Here is an 18,935-nt window from a genome sequence, read left to right as displayed (position 1 = left end):
GTTCGATGGACACCCTCAAGCCCTGCCTGATGGAGCCTTATGAGTACGAAATTCAGGAAGGTTATTCCGAGCTGATGACCAGCCTCGTTGTCCCGGTTCTGAATAGCGGTGAGTTTGTGGGTGTCGTCGGGGTCGATATCAACCTGTCGACGCTTCAGGCGACCATCGCGGAGGTGAGCCAGGCCCTGTTCAACGGTGAATCCAGAGTGTCGTTGCTCAGTGAAGGCGGCCTGCTCGCGGCGTCCAGCCATTATCAGCAACATCTTGGCCGGCCGCTTCGGGAGGCGTTGCCAGAGCTGGCCTCTGAGTTTGCGACCTTGCACCAGCAAGGTGGCAGCTACGATGACGGTAAAACCCTCGCCGTCGCCTATCCGGTCAAAGTGGCGTTGCCCGGCAGTGAATGGTCATTGCTGATTGAGTTGCCCCGCGAGGTAGCGCTGGCCAGCGTAGGCGAGATTACCGGCTTGTTGTCATCAGAGGTGGCTGGGACCGCCGCTAGGCAAACCATGGTTGGTGTGGTGGTGGTGCTGATTGCGATTGCCATATTGGTCCTGCTGGTGCGTTCGGTAACCCGGCCGCTGGATGAGATTCGGGTGCGGATGCGTAACCTGGCCAGCGCTGAGGGCGACCTTACGCGTGAACTGGATATTGATACCCATGCTGAATTGATTGATCTGGCGGGTGGTTTCAATGCCTTCCTGGCCCGATTGCGGGAAATGATCAACGATCTGAAAGAGGTGAATGGCCAGGTTCGTGGGCAGGCGGCGGACGTGGGCGCTATCGCCAGAGATACCGACGACCGGACCAGCCGGCAACATCAGGATATCGACAGCGTGGTCACCGCGATGAACGAAATGTCTGCCGCCGCCGGTGAGGTGGCAGGGTTTGCCGGTGAGGCCGCCGAGAACGCCCGCGCTGCAAGGGATGGCATTCGGTTTACCAAAGACACACTGGGTGTGGCGCTGCAGGGGGTGGACGCTCTGGCCGGAGACATGGACCAGGCCAGTTCTGCAATCGGCCATGTGGCGCAGCGCAGTGAGGAAATAAACCGGATTATTGAGGTCATCAGAGGCATTGCCGAGCAGACCAACCTGCTTGCTCTGAACGCTGCGATTGAAGCGGCGCGAGCCGGTGAGCAAGGCCGCGGTTTTGCCGTGGTGGCGGATGAGGTCAGAACACTGGCGTCTAAAACCCGCGAGTCTACCGATGAAATCAGTGACATGATTGAGCGACTGAAAGGCGATGTTTCTGGAGCGGTCACAGTCATCCAGAGTGGTGTGGATCGTGCCACTACGGCGGTGGACGGCACCCGCGAGGCTGATCACTCCCTGGCAACCGTTGTCGACCGGATCGGTACCATCGTTGAGCACGTGACTCAGGTAGCGACCGCAGCTGAGGAGCAGAGCTCCGTGAGCGAGGAGATTAACCGCAACCTGACCCAGATTGGCGATGCCGCTACGGATCTGCGGGAACTGGGTCAGCGGGTTCGCCATAGCGGTGAGGCCCTTGATGGGCAGGTGCAGGTTCTGGATCGGGAGCTGGGCCGGCTGAAAACCTGATGTCCATGCTCGGGCCCGTATCGGCACTTACTATGACCGTTATGGTAAGCCTCAATTTTCAATTGCTGGCGAGCGTGTCATGATTCGTTTCGGTTTATGATTTTCACATTCACAGCAGGGCTGTGCCCGAAGCGTCAGGAGGTTGTTATGGAACAGGTCACGATTTATGGCCGTACAAGCTGTGGTTTTTGTATGGCTGCGAGAGACCTGTGTGAGTCCAGAAACATCCCGTACACCTGGATTGACATGATTGAACAGGGGCTTGGCAAGCAGGATGTTGCTGACCGTATTGGCCGCCCGGTGCATACGGTTCCCCAGATTCTGGTGGGTTCCGAGTACGTCGGTGGGTACGACGATTTCTCTGCCTATGTGCGCCGGAGTGAGGCGGCACTGGCTCGCTGAGCGAGTGACGTTCAGATCCAAACAAAAAAGCCCGGCTGTGTGAGCAGCCGGGCTTTTTAATGGCGGAACCGATTACAGCGTAAACTCTGCTTTCAGTTTTTTCTCAACCAGCTGGTTTTTCAACTTGGCGACCCGGGGCAGGCCGTTGTCAAAGGGCGGGAAGTTTTCGCCTTCGATCAGTGGCTGCAGGTAGTCCCGGCAGTCCTGGGTAATGCCAAAGCCGTCATCCGTAATGTAGTGGATCGGCATTTTCTTTTCCTGGTTGGCCACTTCGCTCAGGTTGGCTTCCCCAATGGACCAGCGGTAGGGTTTGGCCTGCTCCCTCACGATGGTGGGCATCAGCGCCTGCTTGCCAGCCAGTGCCATCTCTACCGCCGCTTTACCGACGGTGTAGGCCTGCTCAACGTCTGTGGCAGATGCGATATGACGGGCTGAGCGCTGAAGATAGTCGGCAACAGCCCAGTGGTATTTGTGGCCCAGAGCCTGCTTCACCATGTTGGCCAGCGCGGGTGCTACCCCACCAAGTTGGGTGTGGCCGAAGGCGTCTTTAGCCCCGGCATCGGCGACAAAGCGGCCGTCTTCATACTGGGCGCCCTCGGAAGCCACTACCACGCAGTAACCGTAGTCTCTGACGCACTGATCGGTGCGCTCAAGGAATTTTTCGCGGTTGAACGGTACTTCCGGGAACAGAATAATGTGCGGCGGCTCGCCGGCAGCCTGGCTCGCTAACCCGCCGGAAGCCGCAATCCAGCCCGCGTGACGACCCATCACCTCGAGAATGAATACCTTGGTGGACGTTTCGCACATGGATTTGATGTCCAGGCCGGCTTCCAGCGTCGAGGTGGCAATGTACTTGGCCACAGAGCCAAAGCCCGGACAGCAGTCGGTGAACGGCAGGTCGTTGTCGACCGTTTTTGGTACGCCGATGCACGTGATCGGGTAACCCATCTTGTCGGCCAACTGGGAAACCTTGTAGGCAGTATCCTGGGAGTCGCCGCCGCCGTTATAGAAGAAGTAACCGATGTCGTGGGCCCGGAAGACTTCGATCAGCCGTTCGTATTCGCGCTGGTTCTCGGAAAAGTTCTTCAGCTTGTAGCGGCAGGAACCGAAAGCGCCGCCGGGCGTGTGGATTAACGCCTGAATGGCGTCATCAGACTCCAGGCTGGTGTCGATCAGCTCCTCTTTCAAAGCGCCGATGATGCCGTTGCGACCGGCATAGACTTTGCCGATCTGGTCCGGGTGCTTGCGTGCGGTCTGAATAACGCCGCAGGCGCTGGCATTGATCACGGCGGTTACCCCGCCAGACTGGGCATAAAATGCGTTCTTGATAGCCATCTCGGGCTAAGGCCTCCTGCTGGTTCAATGTTGGCGCAGATGATACGCCAATCACGGCGGTTTTTCATGAGCATATATAGGCTCTTGACCCCGCTGAAAGTATGGTAGAGGCTTGGCAGGTTTCAAACCGGAGGCAATACCTTAATGCACATACATATTCTGGGAATTTGTGGCACCTTCATGGGCAGCCTGGCGGTGATTGCCCGGGAGCTCGGCCACACCGTGACCGGCTCTGACCAGGGTGTTTATCCGCCCATGAGCACACAGCTTGAAGCCCAGGGTATAGCGCTGATGGAAGGCTACCGTCCGGAAAATCTGGAGCCGAAACCCGATCTGGTGCTGATTGGCAATGCCATGTCCCGAGGGAATGTCGAGGTCGAAACGGTTCTCAATCGGGGAATTGATTATATGTCTGGCCCTGAGTGGCTGGCCCGGGAAGTGTTACGCCACCGTTGGGTCATGGCGGTGGCCGGCACCCACGGTAAAACCACCACTACGGCGATGTTGCTTTGGATATTGGACCAGGCTGGTTTTAATGCCGGCTATCTGGTGGGCGGCGTGCCGCAGGACTTCCCGGTATCGGCTCGGCTCGGCAGCAGCGACTTTTTTGTGATCGAAGCCGACGAGTACGACAGCGCCTTCTTCGATAAACGCTCAAAGTTTATCCATTACCGCCCGAACACGCTGATTCTTAACAACCTGGAATACGACCACGCCGATATTTTCGAGAATGTCGAAGCCATCGAACGTCAATTTCACCATCTGGTGCGTACCGTCCCGTCCCAGGGGCTGATTATCCGGCCCGCGCTCGACCGTCATCTCGATAACGCGCTTGAAATGGGTTGCTGGAGCCCGGTCCAGGACACCGCCATTGGCAGTGAGATTGCCCGCACAGTGGACTGGCGGGCAGAGCTGATGTCCGAAGACGGCAGCCGGTTTATGGTGATTCACCATGAACAGCCCGTGGCCATGCTCAAGTGGAATCTCACTGGCATGCACAATGTTCGCAACGCGTTGTCGGCTATTGCCGCCGCCCGCCATGTGGGCGTGACGCCGGACCACGCCGTGGCAGCGCTCTGCCGGTTCTCAGGCGTTAAACGGCGCATGGAGCTGGTCGGCCAGGTGGGAGGCGTTACCGTTTACGACGATTTTGCCCACCACCCAACCGCCATTGCCTCGACTCTGGAAGGCCTGCGCAACCGGGTAGGGGAGGAGCCGATACTGGCCATTATCGAGCCACGCTCCAACACCATGAAACAGGGAGTGCATCAACAGACCCTGATTCCCAGCGCAGCTGCGGCAGACCGGGTGCTGTGGGGCAATCTCAGTGCGATGGACTGGCTGCCGGACCTGGTCAATAGCTGGCGGGCAGAGCACGGGGAACTGGACCATCACGCTGTGGAGGATTCTGTGGACGCCCTGATTGCGCGGGCCGTGGCGCAGCTGCCGGAAACCTGCCACATTGTGATTATGAGTAACGGCGGTTTTGGGGGTATACACCGCAAGCTGGTGGCTGAACTGGAGAAAATGCGTGGCTGAATCATCACCGGTTATCAATCTTGCGATCACTGGGGCGTCTGGAGCCCAGTATGCGTTGCGCCTGTTGCAGTGCCTGGTTGCCAATAATTGCCGGGTCAACGTAATGGTCAGCCGGGCAGCACAGGTGGTGATTGCCACCGAAACCGAGTTCCGGCTGCCGGGGTCGCCGCCGGCCATGGCCGAAGCCTTCTCCGGGTATGCTGGTGCGAAGGCCGGTCAGGTTCAGGTATTTGGCCGGGAAGACTGGTTTTCACCGCCGGCGTCCGGCTCAGGCGAAAAAGCGCCGTTGGTGATCTGCCCGTGCAGCACTGGCACCCTGTCGGCGCTGGCCACCGGAGCCAGCAACAACCTGATTGAACGGGCGGGCGATGTGGCGCTGAAAGAGCGACGCAAGTTGATTCTGGTGTTGCGTGAAACCCCCTATTCGGAAGTGCATCTGGAGAACATGCTCAAGCTGACCCGCATGGGCGCGGTGATCATGCCGGCAAGTCCCGGGTTTTATCACAAGCCAGACTCAGTAGACGATCTGGTGGACTTCATGGTGGCCAGGATTCTGGACCATCTGGGCCTGCCGCAAACTCTGGTACCCCGCTGGGGAGAGAAAGCAGAGGGCTGAGCCTGCCCATGGGGCGATGGTTTTGGCCAAAGCGATTGATGGTTTTCACCATTGAGCGAAAACAAGCCCCGCCACAGACTTGCTGAACACAACGACAAACCAATCCGTTTACCGAGGTTCAGCATGATTCCACGTACCCTTTTCGACGCCGATCTTGAAGGCTTTCGCGATTCCGTTCGCAAGTTTCTGGAGCAGGAAGCCGCGCCTTATCACGAGCAATGGGAAAAAGATGGTCAGGTCAGCCGCGAACTCTGGCAAAAGGCGGGCGAGCTGGGCTTCCTCTGCCCGATGCTGCCTGAAGAGTACGGTGGTGTCGGTGCCGATTTCCGTTACTCTGCAGTGATTATGGAAGAAATTTCCCGGGCCGGTCTGTCCGGCATTGGCTGGGGGCTGCACTCTGATATTGTGGCGCCGTACATCCTGAATTACGGCTCGGAAGAACAAAAGCAGAAGTACCTGCCGAAAATGGCCTCCGGTGAAATGATCACCGCCATCGCCATGACCGAGCCGGGTGCCGGTTCTGACCTGCAGGGCGTGAAAACCACCGCCATTCGCCAGGGTGACCATTACATTCTGAATGGCTCCAAAACCTTTATCACCAACGGCCAACTGGCGGACCTGGTGATCGTTGTCGCCAAGACCGATCCCAAAGAAGGCGCCAAGGGCACCAGTCTGCTGCTGGTAGAAACTGCCTGGGATGGCTTCGAGAAGGGTCAGAACCTGAACAAGGTGGGCATGAAGGCCCAGGATACTTCTGAGCTTTTCTTCCAGGATGTCAAAGTTCCGGCAGACAACCTGTTGGGCAGCATGGAAGGGCAGGGCTTCTTCCAGTTGATGCAGGAGTTGCCGGCGGAGCGACTGCAGGTGGCTCTCACCGCTGTCGCGGCGGCGGAAGCGGCTTGGCAGTGGACTCTGGACTACGTGAAAGAGCGCAAAGCCTTCGGTAAACCGGTCATCGCGTTCCAGAACACGCGTTTCAAAATGGCAGAAATGAAAGCTGAAATTACCGCGGCCCGGGTGTTCACAGACCGTTGCCTGGAGTTGCATCTGGACAAAAAGCTGGATATCCCCACCGCCGCCATGCTGAAGCAGCACACCACGGATTTACAGTGCAAAGTCATGGATGAGTGTGTACAGCTGCACGGCGGCTACGGCTATATGTGGGAGTACCCCATTGCCCGCGCCTGGGCAGACTCCCGCGTGCAGCGCATTTACGCCGGCACTAACGAAATCATGAAGGAAATCGTGGCCCGATCGTTCTGATCAGGCGATAAACAGCCGGCTCCCGTGCATTTTGGGGTCGGTTGTTTACCAAACTTTACAATTTGCCAAGCCGGTCAAGGTCTCCGGCTCCGGTATTCCCTACAGTAGCGGCACAACCTTCTAACAAGGATAAATGGTTGCCGCGATGAAACGCCTGATCCCTCTTTCCGTACCCCTGTTAACGCTTGCGATCGCCGGTTGTGGCGAAGAATCGGACCAGTTGCCGATTGATGGCCGTGATTTTGACGGCGTCAGTTACAGCGAGCCAGCCCCCTATCAGGGACGTGTTATTGATGGCTACCTGCGCAACGCCCGGGTATGGCTGGATCTCGATGACGACGGCAAGTACACCCCCGGCCCGCTGGACCTGACGCTTGCCAATGGCAACACTCACCGGCTGGAAAATGGCGAACCGACAACGCTGACTCAGGCGGGTGGCAAGTTCGCGCTGGATATCTCCGAATTGCAAGTGGCCGAAGAGGTGGGCGCCGATCTGGACCCCAGGGCCTATCCGCTCTATGCGCTTGCAATGCCCGGTAAAACGCTGGAAGAAACCCGCAGCGGCGAGGTGCCAGTGGCGAGGGCCTACCTGATGTCGGCTAGCCCGGGGACAACGAACGTGACGCCGCTGACCACCCTGGCAAGATTCCGTTCTGAAGTTGCGAGGCTGAACAGTCTTGATCCTGACCAGGTGGTCCCGGAAGACTACGCCGATCTGAATGGTCTCAACCTGTTGCAGGACTACGTGCTGGCCGGCAACGACAAGGCCCACGCCTACGCTCGTGCGATGGCACGCTTTATGGCGAGCCAGATTCCTGAAGACTACAACGCCCAGCTATCCGCGCCCGGCAGTGACGGTACCGAACGCTTCCTGTCCAGAGATGCTGTGCAGCTGCTTGGCTACTCTCTGGTTCAGAACGCCCCGACGGTTACCGGGTTGGTTGATGCGAAAGCTTCGGGTGGGGATTACCGCAACGTTGATACCGATTCGCTGGAGCTGCCGGTGGTGTCGGTTGAGCTGGATAATCCGGTTCTGCTGACGCGTCAGCAAGTGTTGGCGCACTCTGACCGCTATGACAGCTTGCCCGCAAACAACCTGGAAGTGTCAGCAGAGCTCACCTTTGATTACACAGAAGACGGACAGTTGCTGTCTGTGTCGAGCCAGGGCTGTATGGAGCCTTCCTTAAAAGAAGTGGCACGCCTTGTCCAGGTAAGCGGCTATATGGCGGAGCTGAAAACCCAGTGGCTTCCCGGGGCGTCTCTGTCCGGACTGAGCAAGATCCGATACGAAGAAGGCGGTACTCACGAAAGGATCGTATTCGACTGGAAAAACAAAACGGCCTATTTTGATACCGTGACCCTTTGCCATCAGGCCACCCGCGGTGTTGCACCGGAAAGCTCAGAACTGGATGGTACGGCGGAAATTACCTGGCAGTGGACGGATAAGAATGCCGTTGTTGAGCGGGTTTCAGGCCTCGCTGACAGGACCATCACCCTGTTACCGGAAAACGCCCCGGCTGCGGTGCTGGCCGGAAGCGCGGTGAACGGCTATCGCATTGAAACCAATGGTATGGCTGATGTTGAACTGACTTTCGGGGCATCAGGGGCGGAGTGTGAGCCGGTTGGAACGGACCGTGACCCGCTGGATCTTCCCGGTCAGTATGTCACCCGTCTGTTCGATCTCACGCTTGTGGGTGTGGCTAGTGTGCCCGGCGCCTATGAGTACGATGTTCGGGAATACGAGGGGCTGGCGGTCGAGCGGCTGCTGAAATATCCCTTTCTGGATCCGGCCACCGCAAGCCTTGAACGGGTAGATTCCCCGGCCGGGGAATTCCAGTGGCAGCTGTATTACCCGCGCCTGGACACTGGCGGATTGACCTCCGCCACCGTCAACCATGTTCAGCAGGCGTACCTCCAGGACCGAAACAGCCCGGCAGCATGTGGCGGTTCATTCCAGGAAGCTCCGCGCAATTCATTTGCGCAAGTGAACTATGACTACAAGACGCTCTCGCAGTATCTGGTTGAAGGTTTGTCCTCAGCAGTACCGGCGGACTGACCATAGGGCGGCAAGCCAGTGTGTTTGTCGCCGGCTTTTCTAATAGCCACGGAAAATAACCAGACGATGTTCTGGTAGCTAATTCAGTCGATCAATAGAGAATTTTGATGTTTCGTGCCATTTCCTGGGGAAGGAAATGGTGCCGAGGAGAGGACTTGAACCTCCACGGGGTTGCCCCCACTAGCACCTGAAGCTAGCGTGTACTGAAATTTGGTCACCTTGGTTATAGATTGATTGAATCGTTGTAATAAGCTGATAGAAAACGATTTTTTAGCCCGCTCCCAATCGATCTCTAATCAAAAAAAAGACCATTTACGGTGCTCAGAAGGTCCATAATCAATACGTATGAGTGACTCACAGGTAACACAGGTGTGTTAAAAAAGTGAGTTAAACATGCCGTCCGCGCCATCTTTTATAACCAAACGAAATGACGTTTACTACTTCCAACTGAAGGTCCCAAGTGCAGTAGAATCTTCCCCCAGATTGATTAGGCGAAGCCTGCGCACCAAATGCCGCAGGCAAGCATTGGCTTTGGCAAGGAAGTGGTGGCTTCAGTTGTTTGAGAATGATTTCCAGTGGGAAGACGAAGCAAAGGAACAGGACCGGCGCTTGTCTCGCGGTAAGGCGCTGTATGAGCGTTTGCAGGACCATGAACGTCAAACCCAGTACCACAACGGGGAAACCGATCCTTTAGCCATTGAAGACTTCATGGCGAGTCTCAACGCCAAAGAAGCGGAAGACCTTCAAGCCTATTCAAATTACATCAATGGGCAGAGTCAGAATTCATCTGATTCCGCCAGTGATTCGGATGCTCCTGGTCGTGAGGTTCCGAAACAAAGGAACGATGCGGTAACAGAGACCCTTCTGACAGCCATTCAGGAAACCCGCCAGCAAAGCGCGCTTGCCGCCCGTGGCATTGAAGAACACGGCAAGCCTTTGAGTGAGCTGGTAGATACCTACATCCGGGACAAAGCCAGAAAGTCCAATCCAGTCAAAACCGCCATGGACAAAGGGTTGTTTGATATGGAGACGGAGCTTCAGCGTTTGATTATGTTCGTTGGTGATCTGCCCAACCAGGAACTGACCAAAAGAGTCCTGAAGGAACGTTACATCGACCGGCGCTCAGGTCTGCCAAACATGCTGCACCGCAACGTCAAATACATGGATGGAAAGCAGCCCAAGATTGATCGTCTAACCGGGCAGGTGGCGCTGGATCAGAACGGTAAGCCGAAAGAAGCGCCCATCTACAAACCGATGGATGAAATCCTTGAGATCGCCAGCAGTTCAGCCGGAACCAAGTTACAGACCGCACGCACCATCAACAACGAATTCACCACTATTGCCACTTTCTTGCGGGCAATGGAACGGAATGGGCTGATAGCAAACGGGCTGGCGGATTACCTGATCAGCTGCAAGTTGGAAGTGGATGGTGATACCACCGTCGTTCCATTCAGCAAAGAAGACCTGAAGCTTCTGTTCAACAATGAAACCTACCGCAAAGGTTCGTTGTTTGATAAGCCCCACAGGCACTGGTTGCCGCTGATTTCCCTTTACCATGGCAATCGCTTAGGGGAAATGGCAATGCTGTTTGTGGATGATCTGAAGCCCATTTCCGTGGACGTAGAAGGGGAGTCGCGGACCATCTGGGTGTTTGTCATCCAGCGGAATGATGATCGTAAGCAGGGCAGGAAAAACAGGCAGTCTGCGCGGATTGTGCCTGTGCATGAGTCGCTAATCGATCTGGGTTTGCTTGAATACCGGCAACAGCTGATCGATTCAGGGGAACAGCAGTTATTCCCGGCAGAGAAACCCAGCAGTGGAAACAACTGGGGCAATAATACGTCTGCCTGGTTCAATAACAGCTTTGATGGAAATACCAACCACGGGCAAGGGTATGTCGAGTGGTGTGGTGTCCGAAAGCACGTCACGATTGATGGTGTGACGAAGCGAAAGATCTTCCACAGTCTCCGCAAAACTTGGAGCACTCAGGCGAAGCGACAGAATATGGACCCGGATATGCGCCGTGAAATCACCGGGCACGGGGAAGGGCGCAGTCTGGATGTTCATGCAAAGACCTATGAAGATTCCTACGAACTGTGGGACCAAAAGCAGGCGCTGGATCAGATTCACTTCGACCTGGACCTGTCCTTGATTCGGGTATGGGGCAAAAACGACCCGGACAGCTGAGAAAGTATCGCTTCTTTTTACTATACTGTTCTGCTGTCCATTAATGGGCGTCGTCAGCCACGGATGTGGTTGGGCATTGCGACAAAAGGAACCCCACCATGCAGTTAGACTACGAGAAGATTCTCAAAGACAACGGTTTCGATGCTGTCCCTGAAGCCGAAGAAACCACCCTCGCGTTCTTCCACGAAATCAACAACACCCTGTTTGATCCGGATTCCCCGTTTGATCAGGAACAGTCGTCCATTGATGATTTTCCGGACATGCTGGATCACATGCTTTACTGCTCACTCCCGCTGAAGCCCGGTAAGTCAGTTGCAGAAGGTGTCAGTTACCTGATCAGCAAATGGTATAGCGACCTCGCCTATACAAACCCGAAATATGAAAGCATTCAGCGCACCAGTAACACGCTCGGAACGGAAGTCCACATCTTTACGATTTCCGAAGCCACCGCATGTTCGTTCCTGTTCTCGATCAGTGACGAAGCCGCAGAGAAAGCAACCCAGGACTACATGGATGCTTATAGCGCCGTTGATGACATTGATGAATTGAGACGGAAGGTCGCTGCCCGTAAAGCACAGAAGGGGTAACACCCACGCTTGAACACGAAAAGAAGTTGCTGATATGACCTATTTTCTTGGTTTCTGTTTTGTTGTCATCTGGTTGAATCTGGGGATTTTGTCGTACAAGGCAACCCATGGTTCGGTATTGCCCTTGGAGACATTGCCACTGCCTTTCAGGCTGGTGGCTCTCCTGTTCGCCCCCATCGGGTTACTGGTCTATGAACGCCATCTGTTCTTTGACAAGGCGAAGCCCGATACCCTTTCCTCAAGTGAGGATTCGTTGCCGTAGGCAACCCCGGCTTTGCCGGTTTCTTATTGTTATATTGTTCCCCCTTCGGGGAGTGGGCTTCGCCCACATCTTCTTTATAATACTAATATTGTTACTGTTATGCGGTTACGTTTCCTGAAGACACACTTATCCCGTCAGGGCATAAATGTGTCTTTGGGGCGTTATGCGTCTAACGTACCTTCCACACAGTCAACAAGATAACCTATACAGGGAGGCGGGGTTGGTCTGTCGCCTTTACATCTGCTCATCTTTCCACTCAGTTACCAACTACGGCATTCATGGAAAACCAGCGGGAGCAATTGAGAGCCTGTTGACCGACTAACCTCAATCGCCTGTGGGTGCTTTTTCTCAGAGCCACGATCCGAGTGATGCTTTTGTTTTTATTGGTCTATCACCTTCGACCAATTTCATACTGTAAGGTGGTGTCCGTCCGGGCGGTCCGCATGGTATTTGCGTATCCTTCGGGACACATCAACCACGCCACAATGTAGGTGGCGATAACATTATTTATACGTGCAAAATTCCCTGATCGATATTTTCACCGATTTTTTCAAATTTTTTTGCTTGCTCGACATACGGTCGGTTTTTTCCTGCCTGCTTGTTTCCGATCTCTGAAATGGCATCAATTGTGTAACGTGCTCCAAAAGCCTGGACAGCTGCTTCGATGATCGCGGTTTCCGTGCTCTGGTAGTAGGCGCTGAGGGTGTTCAGCCAATGCTGGGTGTAGTTGGATATCCGAACCTCTTTGCGTGTGCGCTTGTACTTAGCCAGTCGTCGTTTCTTCATGGTGTTCATCTTGTTCTCCTGATTGTCCGGCGGATTGCCGGTACAGATATGTAGACACCCTGAATTCGCACCCCGCCGCCACGGCTCCCCGTGTCTTGAAAAGTAAACATTTTGAGACTCTCGCTTTCTGTGTCTCAAAATATGTCTTATAATAAAGTTATCGGATTGTCTAAGGAGATTTAAGAATGTCGATGGTTGGATACGCCCGTGTTTCGTCCACAGGACAGTCTCTGGAAGTGCAGCGCGCCAAGCTCAGTCACTGCGACAAGGTGTTTGAAGAAAAGCGGTCCGGGACAACTGCCAACCGTCCGGAGCTGCAAGCCTGCCTGAACTATCTGCGTGACGGGGATACCCTGGTCATCACCAAGCTGGACCGTCTTGCCCGTTCAACGTTCCACCTGACTCAGATTGCAGAAAACCTGAAGGAGCAGGGGATTGAATTGGTGGTTCTGGATCAGAACATCGATACCAGCACCCCCACCGGTAAACTGCTGTTCAATATGCTTGGAGCGATTGCCGAATTCGAAAATGAGATTCGGAAGGAACGCCAGCTGGATGGGATCGCCAAAGCGCAGGAACGCGGAGTCAAATTTGGTGCGAAGCCCAAGCTGTCCTCAAGCCAGATCGTTGAAATGCGAGAGAAGCGCGCCAGCGGGGTTCTGATCAAGGACTTGATGTGGGAGTACTGTCTCAGCAAAGCCAGTGTATACCGGTTGCTGAAGGACGAATAACTGCGGGTTTTCGACAGCTGAGCAAAAATTATTTTTCAGGTTCTGTCCTTTTATGCAGGACCTGAAATGGTATTGGATTCAAAAGTTTGCAGGGCTTCAGAAAGTTGAATCTTGTCAACTTTCTTTTTAATAACAGTTAGTTGCGAATATTTTTGTTGACCGGTGCGCCGGTGCTGGGTAATCTTCCTTCCCGTAGACACGCTGGTGTCTGCGCAAAACTAAAACAATAAAAATAATAAAAGGTATAGAGCAATGGCTAAACGCAATTCTCAGCGCAAGTCCGTACTTTGGGTGGAAAAGTATCGCCCGCTAACCCTTTCTGAATGTCTTCTCCCCACCACATACCGGGAAACCTTTGAAGGCTTCATCACCCGTGGTGAAATGCCAAACCTGCTGCTATCCGGACCAACGGGTATCGGCAAAACGTCAATCGTTCAGGCACTGGCAAATGATATGCAGCGCGATACGATCACCATCAACTCAACCACTGAAAGCAACCTCGATACGATCCGGGACCGGGTGATCAAGTTCGCATCGACCCGTGGTTTTGGTGGTGAAAAGGCGGTGATCTTCGATGAAGCGGATTTCCTCAACAAAGTTCACTCACAGCCTGCCTTGTCGCGCTGCATCGAGCAGTTCATCAATTGCCGGTATTTGCTGACCTGCAATGAGCCGAACAAGATTATCCCCCGGCTGAAATCCCGGTTGATGGAGTTTGACCTCAACTTCACCAACGATGAAAACCTTGAACTGGTAGAAACCTATAAGGATCGTGCTTGCGATATTCTGGACCGTGAGCAGATCACCCATCAGCGGGGTGACGTTGAAGAAATCGTGGAGTATTACTTCCCTGATTTCCGCAAAACGCTCAACGAGCTTCACCGGTCCAGCGTTACCGGCATTCTGCTGCCACTGCGCAAAGCGGCATAAGGGGGCTGGTCATGACTAACGAATTGAAGCGTTTCCAGATCAAGGCATCGCCCAAAGTGCTTGGCGTGTTTGATGCGCTATGCGAAGCAGCCCACGTTGACCGTGATTCCGGCTTCGCCTGTTTGCTGCTGGATTTCCTTGAAGGGTGTCCTGGTATTCAGGGGGAGTTGGAGCAAGATGACTACCGGGAATGGGTCGTCAAAAGTCGGCAATTTGTGATGGACCACTGTTTCTAGGCTAGCGACTACGTTGGGTGACCTGCTGACATTGCGGGTCACCCGCTGTTACTGATCAGCTAAAAATCAGTTTCCCCGCATTCTCCCGCAACCACTCCCGACACCGCTGATACTCCGGCATCACCCGCGCCATTTCACCCCAGAACTCCGGGGAATGATCATGCCGGATCAGGTGACAAAGCTCATGCAAAACCACGTAATCAACCATGCGATTCGGTGCCATCATAATCTGCCAGTTGAATTCCAGCTTACCCTTGGCAGTGCAGCTGCCCCAGCGGGATTTGAAGGTGCGGATGCCAACTCCGGCAGGCTCAACGCCAACCATAGGCGCGAAGCGGCTTACCTTCTCTGTTAGCTTCTGTTCAGCCTGTCGTTTGTACCAGCGTACAAGGGCATTGCGAACCATGTGGGGCTGCTCGGTGCCGTTGGGTACGGTAACCACCAAACGCCCGCTCAACAGCTTCACAGGCGCGAAGTTGCCTGTTTCTACCTTCAGCCGGTAGTTGCGCCCCAGATAGCTGAAGGCTTCGCCAGACACATACCGTTTGCCGCTGGCAGGTGTCATTTCCCGGTGCAGGGTGATCTTTTCTTTAATCCATCGGCGTTTGGCTGCCAGTAGCTGGTCGATCTTTTCGGCAGGGGTGTTCACGGGCACCACGACAGACACCGCGCCATCCTCCACGCGAATATCCGCAGACTTCCGCCGATTGGTGCGGATGACTTCTGCTATAAAGCCTTGCTGGTCGCGATACTCCGTCGGTGGCTTCACCTATACTCCCGTTGTATTAAAGGTCGCAAGGTCTTTAAAGATTCCGTGGCAATACTGCCGATTTCCTCTATGGTCTCGTTTGAGTGCGCCTCTACTTCAAGAGGATTATCTTGATCTATGTAATCCCAGGACTCTTTCGCCGCATCGAGGGCTTCCTGGGTCAGACAAAGGAACTGTTCTAGTGCGCTGCTTTGTTCAATGGTCAGGCTAAGTGATAGCCCAGCTCCGCGCTTGTGAAGTGACCGCATTCGGTCAAATATGATCTGTTCCGTTTCGGCACCTGCCAATCCTGCCATGGAGAAACTCTCGCCGAATTCGCTGTTCAGGTGGTTTTGTGAAACGAAAGCAATTTCAGAAAGGGTGTCGAATATAAATTCTTGCGCCTCAATTCGTTTGTTCCATCTCCACTCGGCATGCTTTGCCTTTAGCGGAAAAATTCGAATCGATAGCCACGCACCAAAACCGGCAGCGAGTAGTGTGCTTCCTACTCGAACCGCTTCCACTCCCCAGCGGATTTCATCTGCCATCAGTCGAATTTCCTTTTCGCCAGTTCCATGAACCGATCCTGCACTACGTTAACCAGGGCTTTTTCGCCAAACGAACAATCCAGAACCGCCCGTTTGATTTCTTTCTTCATCCGCTTTACTTCGTCCGGCTTGCTGAAGAAGTCCACGATCTGGGTGGCTTCATCGAACATGCCAACAAGGTCCTGGCTGGTTGCTTTGATTTCGTCGTGTACGGCTTCGCTGATGGCATCTTCACCGGCATGGCTGGTCACTTCTGCCATCAGGATGTTGTAGAACGCGAACTCGGTTTCACTCAGCCCCAGATCATCCGCAGCCTGTTTGTGTTCAGACTCCATGCTATCGACCATCTGAAGCAGCAGTTCCAGCTGCTGGTCCCACTTGCCCGCCGTCTTTTCGATAATGTCGCGCAGGCGAAGGCTCAGGGATTTGTAGTATTCCGGGTCTTCATCCAGATTCACCGTAATGTGGTGTTTGATGGCGCTTTCGATTTCGGACGCGCGGGATTCGGGGGATTTGATCTGCTCCACCGTTTCCTTGAAGTTCGCTGCCATCAGGTCCACGGGCGGAATCTTCGGGTCTACCCCGGTGCTGATGATGTGTTCATCCACCAGTTGGCGGACCTTCGCCCCTGCATCGCTGATGTTCAGTCCGGGGTCACGGTAGCGATTACGGGCAGCATTCTGCACCTTGCCCCACAGCTTAAGGTCCGGGATGAATGGCTTGGCGGCAGTATCCGGCAGAATCACATCCATCTGCTTGGCGAACTTCTTGAAAGCCAGTTCGAACTGCTGACGGGTGTCTTCATCCTTCAGGTGAAGCACATAGTCATCTACATCCGTGCCTTTAACACCGGCAAAGATGGCAGCCACACGGGTGTGAGCCGCTTTCAGGCGCGGTATTTCGTCCTTCAGCGTGTGGTAGGTGCCTTCCACGTCTTCACTGCTGAACTGGCTCAGAGCGTCGGTCAGGTAATCCGACAGCCCATAGTAATCCACCACGTAACCGCAGGCTTTCCCTTTGTAGGTCCGGTTTACCCGCGCGATTGCCTGCATCAAGGTATGATCCTTCAGACTCCGGTCGATATACATCACCTGTGCAATGGGTGCATCGAAGCCAGTCAGCAGCATATCCTTCACGATCAGGAAGCTGGTGGGATCTTCCTTTTCTTTATCCGTACCCAGTGGCTTGGTGAAGTTCTTGATCACCTGCTTCTGGTGGGCGCTGTCGGTGTATTGGCTCAGGTATGCCGGGTCGTTGTGAGTGCCGGAAATGATCACTTCGGAAGGGGGCGCTTCCAGGTCGTCCAGGGTCTTTTTGAATACCGTGGCAGCATGGCGGCTACCCACCACAATCATAGCTTTGAAGCCGTTGGGCTGTATCTTTTCCCGGTAATGCTTCAGCAGGTCGATACACACCCAGCGAATACGGGCAGGGGCTTCCCGTACCGCGCGTTCCACACCGTATTTCTTTTTGATTTCCCGCTTTTCTTCGTCGCTTTTGTCTTTGAAATATTCTTCAAACAGCGCGTCCAGGGAATCACCCACTACATCGCTCTGAACCTGGCGACCTTCGTAGATAATACGCACCGTGGCACCGTCTTCCACCGCTTCGTTGATCTTGTACTTGTCGATGTAGCCGCCGAAGGCGTTGTCCATTTTCTGGGATTTCAGCAGGGGAGTGCCGGTAAAACCGATCTTCGGGGCGTTGGGCAGGGCGGTGTTGATGGTCATAGCCAACCCGCCAAACTGGGTCCGGTGGGCTTCGTCCGCCAGCACGATAATCTTGTCGCTGGGGTTTAGGTCCGTGAAATCGCCTTCCTGTTCCGCTTCCTGAAACTTCTGCACCATCGCAGTCACAATATCGGAAGAATCTTTGGACAGCAGTTCCTTCAGGTCCGCTACGGAGCCAGCGTTGTAGATGGTCTCATTCTGGGCATCCCGGAAGGTTTTCGAGAGTTGCCCGTCCAGTTGGGTTCGGTCAGTCACGAACACCAGCTTGTACTGCTTCAGCTCCGGATCACGGCGCATCTTCACCGCCAGCATGACCATGGTCAGGGACTTTCCGGACCCTTGGGTATGCCAGACTACCCCGGACTTTTCCTTGCGTGTAGTGCCGTTCTTAAGGCGTTCTATGACCTTGTTCACTGCCCGGTACTGCTGATACCGCGCTACCTTTTTAATCAGGCGACCATCCACCGGTTCAAACAGGGTGAAGTTCTGCATCAGGTCCAGGAAGCTGGCGGGGTTGAACATACCGGCAAGTAATCGCTGTTGCGGGGTGACTTCGCCTGAACTGGTTCCAGCGCCTGAAGCGATCTGTTTCGCGGCAACCAGATACTCCGGTGAGGGAACGTCACCAGTCTTGTGACTGGATGCTTTCGAGCCGGTGGAGATGAAGGCAGGCTGTTGCACCATCGCCCGAATATCGGCATCGGTGAACGGGTACGCGTCCTTCCAATCCCCGTAATGCTGGGCGCTGGAACTGATGGTGCCTACCTTCGCCTGATCCCGGCAGGTGGACACCATCAGTTGGTTGTACCAGAACAGCTTCTGGGCACCTTCATCGTCTTCCGGGGTGCGCAGGTTGGCGTACCGGCGCAACTGGTTAATGCCTTCGGCTACCGCGTCGGCAACATACGGCGATTTGCACTCAATCACCGCCAGCGGCAAGCCGTTCACGAAGCAGACAATATCCGGGATGATGTTCTGATTGATGCCTTCAACCTTGAACTGGTTGGTGCACAGGAATTCGTTGTTCTCAGGATTGTCGAAGTCGATGACCTTGACGGTCTGCCCCTTGCGACCGGCACCCAGGTCCTGTTCAACGGACAGGTAGTTCACCAGCAGGTCGTAAATGGACTGGTTGTATTCCATCAAACCCGCATGATTGGGGTGGGTGAATTCGCGAATGACTTTGCGCAGATTCTCGTCACTGATCCACGGGTTCAGCCGGACCACGGCAGCTTCCAGGCGCTTGGACAGCACCACGTCTCGGTAGTAGCCCCTTTCACCAACCGGTGCGCCATCAACAGGCAATACCGGCGCAAGGTCTGCACCGGGCACGTAGGTCCAGCCAAGGCGGGTTAGTTGATCAATGGCGGGCAGTTCGACTTTTTCGACTTCATCCTGAAACATAACGGGGCGGGTGCCG

Annotated in this window: 17 protein-coding genes and 1 pseudogene; 13 read left to right on the top strand and 5 right to left on the bottom strand. The window is 54.8% G+C overall.

Annotated features, from left to right (window positions below; translation table 11 throughout):
- Positions 1–5: 5 nt before the first annotated feature.
- On the top strand, positions 6–1,559 hold the full coding sequence (locus tag QPL95_RS13230) for a methyl-accepting chemotaxis protein (protein ID WP_303291457.1): 1,554 nt from the start codon (positions 6–8) through the stop codon (positions 1,557–1,559).
- 147 nt (positions 1,560–1,706) lie between these two features.
- The gene (locus QPL95_RS13225; RefSeq protein ID WP_303291456.1) at positions 1,707–1,961 is read left to right on the top strand and encodes a GrxA family glutaredoxin; all 255 of its coding nucleotides are present in this window, start codon (positions 1,707–1,709) and stop codon (positions 1,959–1,961) included.
- Positions 1,962–2,033: 72 nt separating this feature from the next.
- Here the strand turns inward: QPL95_RS13225 and QPL95_RS13220 are convergent, their stop codons facing one another.
- Positions 2,034–3,296 (bottom strand): 6-phosphofructokinase, encoded by a 1,263-nt coding sequence (locus QPL95_RS13220; RefSeq protein ID WP_303291455.1) that lies wholly within the window; start codon positions 3,294–3,296, stop codon positions 2,034–2,036.
- Positions 3,297–3,440: 144 nt separating this feature from the next.
- Here QPL95_RS13220 and mpl point away from each other — a divergent pair, with 144 nt between their 5' ends.
- The 8 genes and pseudogenes from mpl (at position 3,441) to QPL95_RS13185 (ending at position 11,806) form a co-directional block, all read left to right on the top strand.
- A complete protein-coding gene (gene mpl, locus QPL95_RS13215) occupies positions 3,441–4,835 on the top strand; it encodes a UDP-N-acetylmuramate:L-alanyl-gamma-D-glutamyl-meso-diaminopimelate ligase (RefSeq protein WP_303291454.1) in 1,395 nt (464 codons plus the stop codon).
- Positions 4,828–5,451 carry a flavin prenyltransferase UbiX gene (locus QPL95_RS13210; RefSeq protein WP_303291453.1) on the top strand — a complete coding sequence of 208 codons (624 nt, stop codon included), beginning with the start codon at positions 4,828–4,830 and terminating at the stop codon, positions 5,449–5,451. The genes mpl and QPL95_RS13210 overlap by 8 nt, the downstream gene beginning before the upstream one ends.
- 123 nt (positions 5,452–5,574) lie before the next feature.
- Positions 5,575–6,714 (top strand): acyl-CoA dehydrogenase family protein, encoded by a 1,140-nt coding sequence (locus QPL95_RS13205; protein WP_303291452.1) that lies wholly within the window; start codon positions 5,575–5,577, stop codon positions 6,712–6,714.
- A 145-nt stretch (positions 6,715–6,859) separates the two neighbouring features.
- Entirely contained in the window at positions 6,860–8,770 is a 1,911-nt protein-coding gene (locus tag QPL95_RS13200; RefSeq protein WP_303291451.1) for a hypothetical protein, read from the top strand.
- A 393-nt stretch (positions 8,771–9,163) separates the two neighbouring features.
- Positions 9,164–9,316 (top strand): annotated as a pseudogene (locus QPL95_RS18550) (DUF6538 domain-containing protein); the annotation flags it as partial.
- Between the two features lie 9 nt (positions 9,317–9,325).
- The gene (locus QPL95_RS13195; RefSeq protein ID WP_303291450.1) at positions 9,326–10,957 is read left to right on the top strand and encodes a site-specific integrase; all 1,632 of its coding nucleotides are present in this window, start codon (positions 9,326–9,328) and stop codon (positions 10,955–10,957) included.
- Between the two features lie 98 nt (positions 10,958–11,055).
- Positions 11,056–11,544, top strand: a complete 489-nt coding sequence (locus QPL95_RS13190; RefSeq protein ID WP_303291449.1) for a hypothetical protein — start codon at positions 11,056–11,058, stop codon at positions 11,542–11,544.
- A gap of 34 nt (positions 11,545–11,578) precedes the next feature.
- A complete protein-coding gene (locus QPL95_RS13185) occupies positions 11,579–11,806 on the top strand; it encodes a hypothetical protein (protein WP_303291448.1) in 228 nt (75 codons plus the stop codon).
- 507 nt (positions 11,807–12,313) lie between these two features.
- Here QPL95_RS13185 and QPL95_RS13180 read toward each other — a convergent pair.
- A complete protein-coding gene (locus QPL95_RS13180; RefSeq protein ID WP_303291447.1) occupies positions 12,314–12,601 on the bottom strand; it encodes a hypothetical protein in 288 nt (95 codons plus the stop codon).
- A gap of 176 nt (positions 12,602–12,777) precedes the next feature.
- On the opposite strand from QPL95_RS13180, the gene QPL95_RS13175 reads away from it, so the two are divergent.
- From QPL95_RS13175 to QPL95_RS13165, 3 genes are all read left to right on the top strand, one after another.
- A complete protein-coding gene (locus QPL95_RS13175; RefSeq protein WP_303291446.1) occupies positions 12,778–13,323 on the top strand; it encodes a recombinase family protein in 546 nt (181 codons plus the stop codon).
- A 252-nt stretch (positions 13,324–13,575) separates the two neighbouring features.
- Positions 13,576–14,253 (top strand): AAA family ATPase, encoded by a 678-nt coding sequence (locus tag QPL95_RS13170; RefSeq protein WP_303291445.1) that lies wholly within the window; start codon positions 13,576–13,578, stop codon positions 14,251–14,253.
- An 11-nt stretch (positions 14,254–14,264) separates the two neighbouring features.
- On the top strand, positions 14,265–14,489 hold the full coding sequence (locus QPL95_RS13165) for a hypothetical protein (protein ID WP_303291444.1): 225 nt from the start codon (positions 14,265–14,267) through the stop codon (positions 14,487–14,489).
- Positions 14,490–14,544: 55 nt separating this feature from the next.
- On the opposite strand, the gene QPL95_RS13160 is transcribed toward QPL95_RS13165, so the two are convergent.
- Genes QPL95_RS13160 through QPL95_RS13150 form a run of 3 tightly spaced genes read right to left on the bottom strand, consistent with a single transcriptional unit; the run spans position 14,545 to position 18,919 of the window.
- A complete protein-coding gene (locus QPL95_RS13160) occupies positions 14,545–15,258 on the bottom strand; it encodes a M48 family metallopeptidase (RefSeq protein ID WP_303291443.1) in 714 nt (237 codons plus the stop codon).
- Entirely contained in the window at positions 15,255–15,785 is a 531-nt protein-coding gene (locus tag QPL95_RS13155) for a hypothetical protein (RefSeq protein WP_303291442.1), read from the bottom strand. Before QPL95_RS13155 ends, QPL95_RS13160 begins: the two co-directional genes overlap by 4 nt.
- Positions 15,785–18,919, bottom strand: a complete 3,135-nt coding sequence (locus tag QPL95_RS13150) for a type I restriction endonuclease subunit R (RefSeq protein WP_303291441.1) — start codon at positions 18,917–18,919, stop codon at positions 15,785–15,787. The genes QPL95_RS13155 and QPL95_RS13150 overlap by 1 nt, the downstream gene beginning before the upstream one ends.
- Between the last annotated feature and the right edge of the window lie 16 nt (positions 18,920–18,935).

Origin of the sequence: Marinobacter sp. SS5-14b, assembly GCF_030541005.1 — a bacterium.
In the GTDB taxonomy this organism is placed as follows: domain Bacteria; phylum Pseudomonadota; class Gammaproteobacteria; order Pseudomonadales; family Oleiphilaceae; genus Marinobacter.
This window is presented reverse-complemented; position numbering and strand designations above follow the sequence as displayed.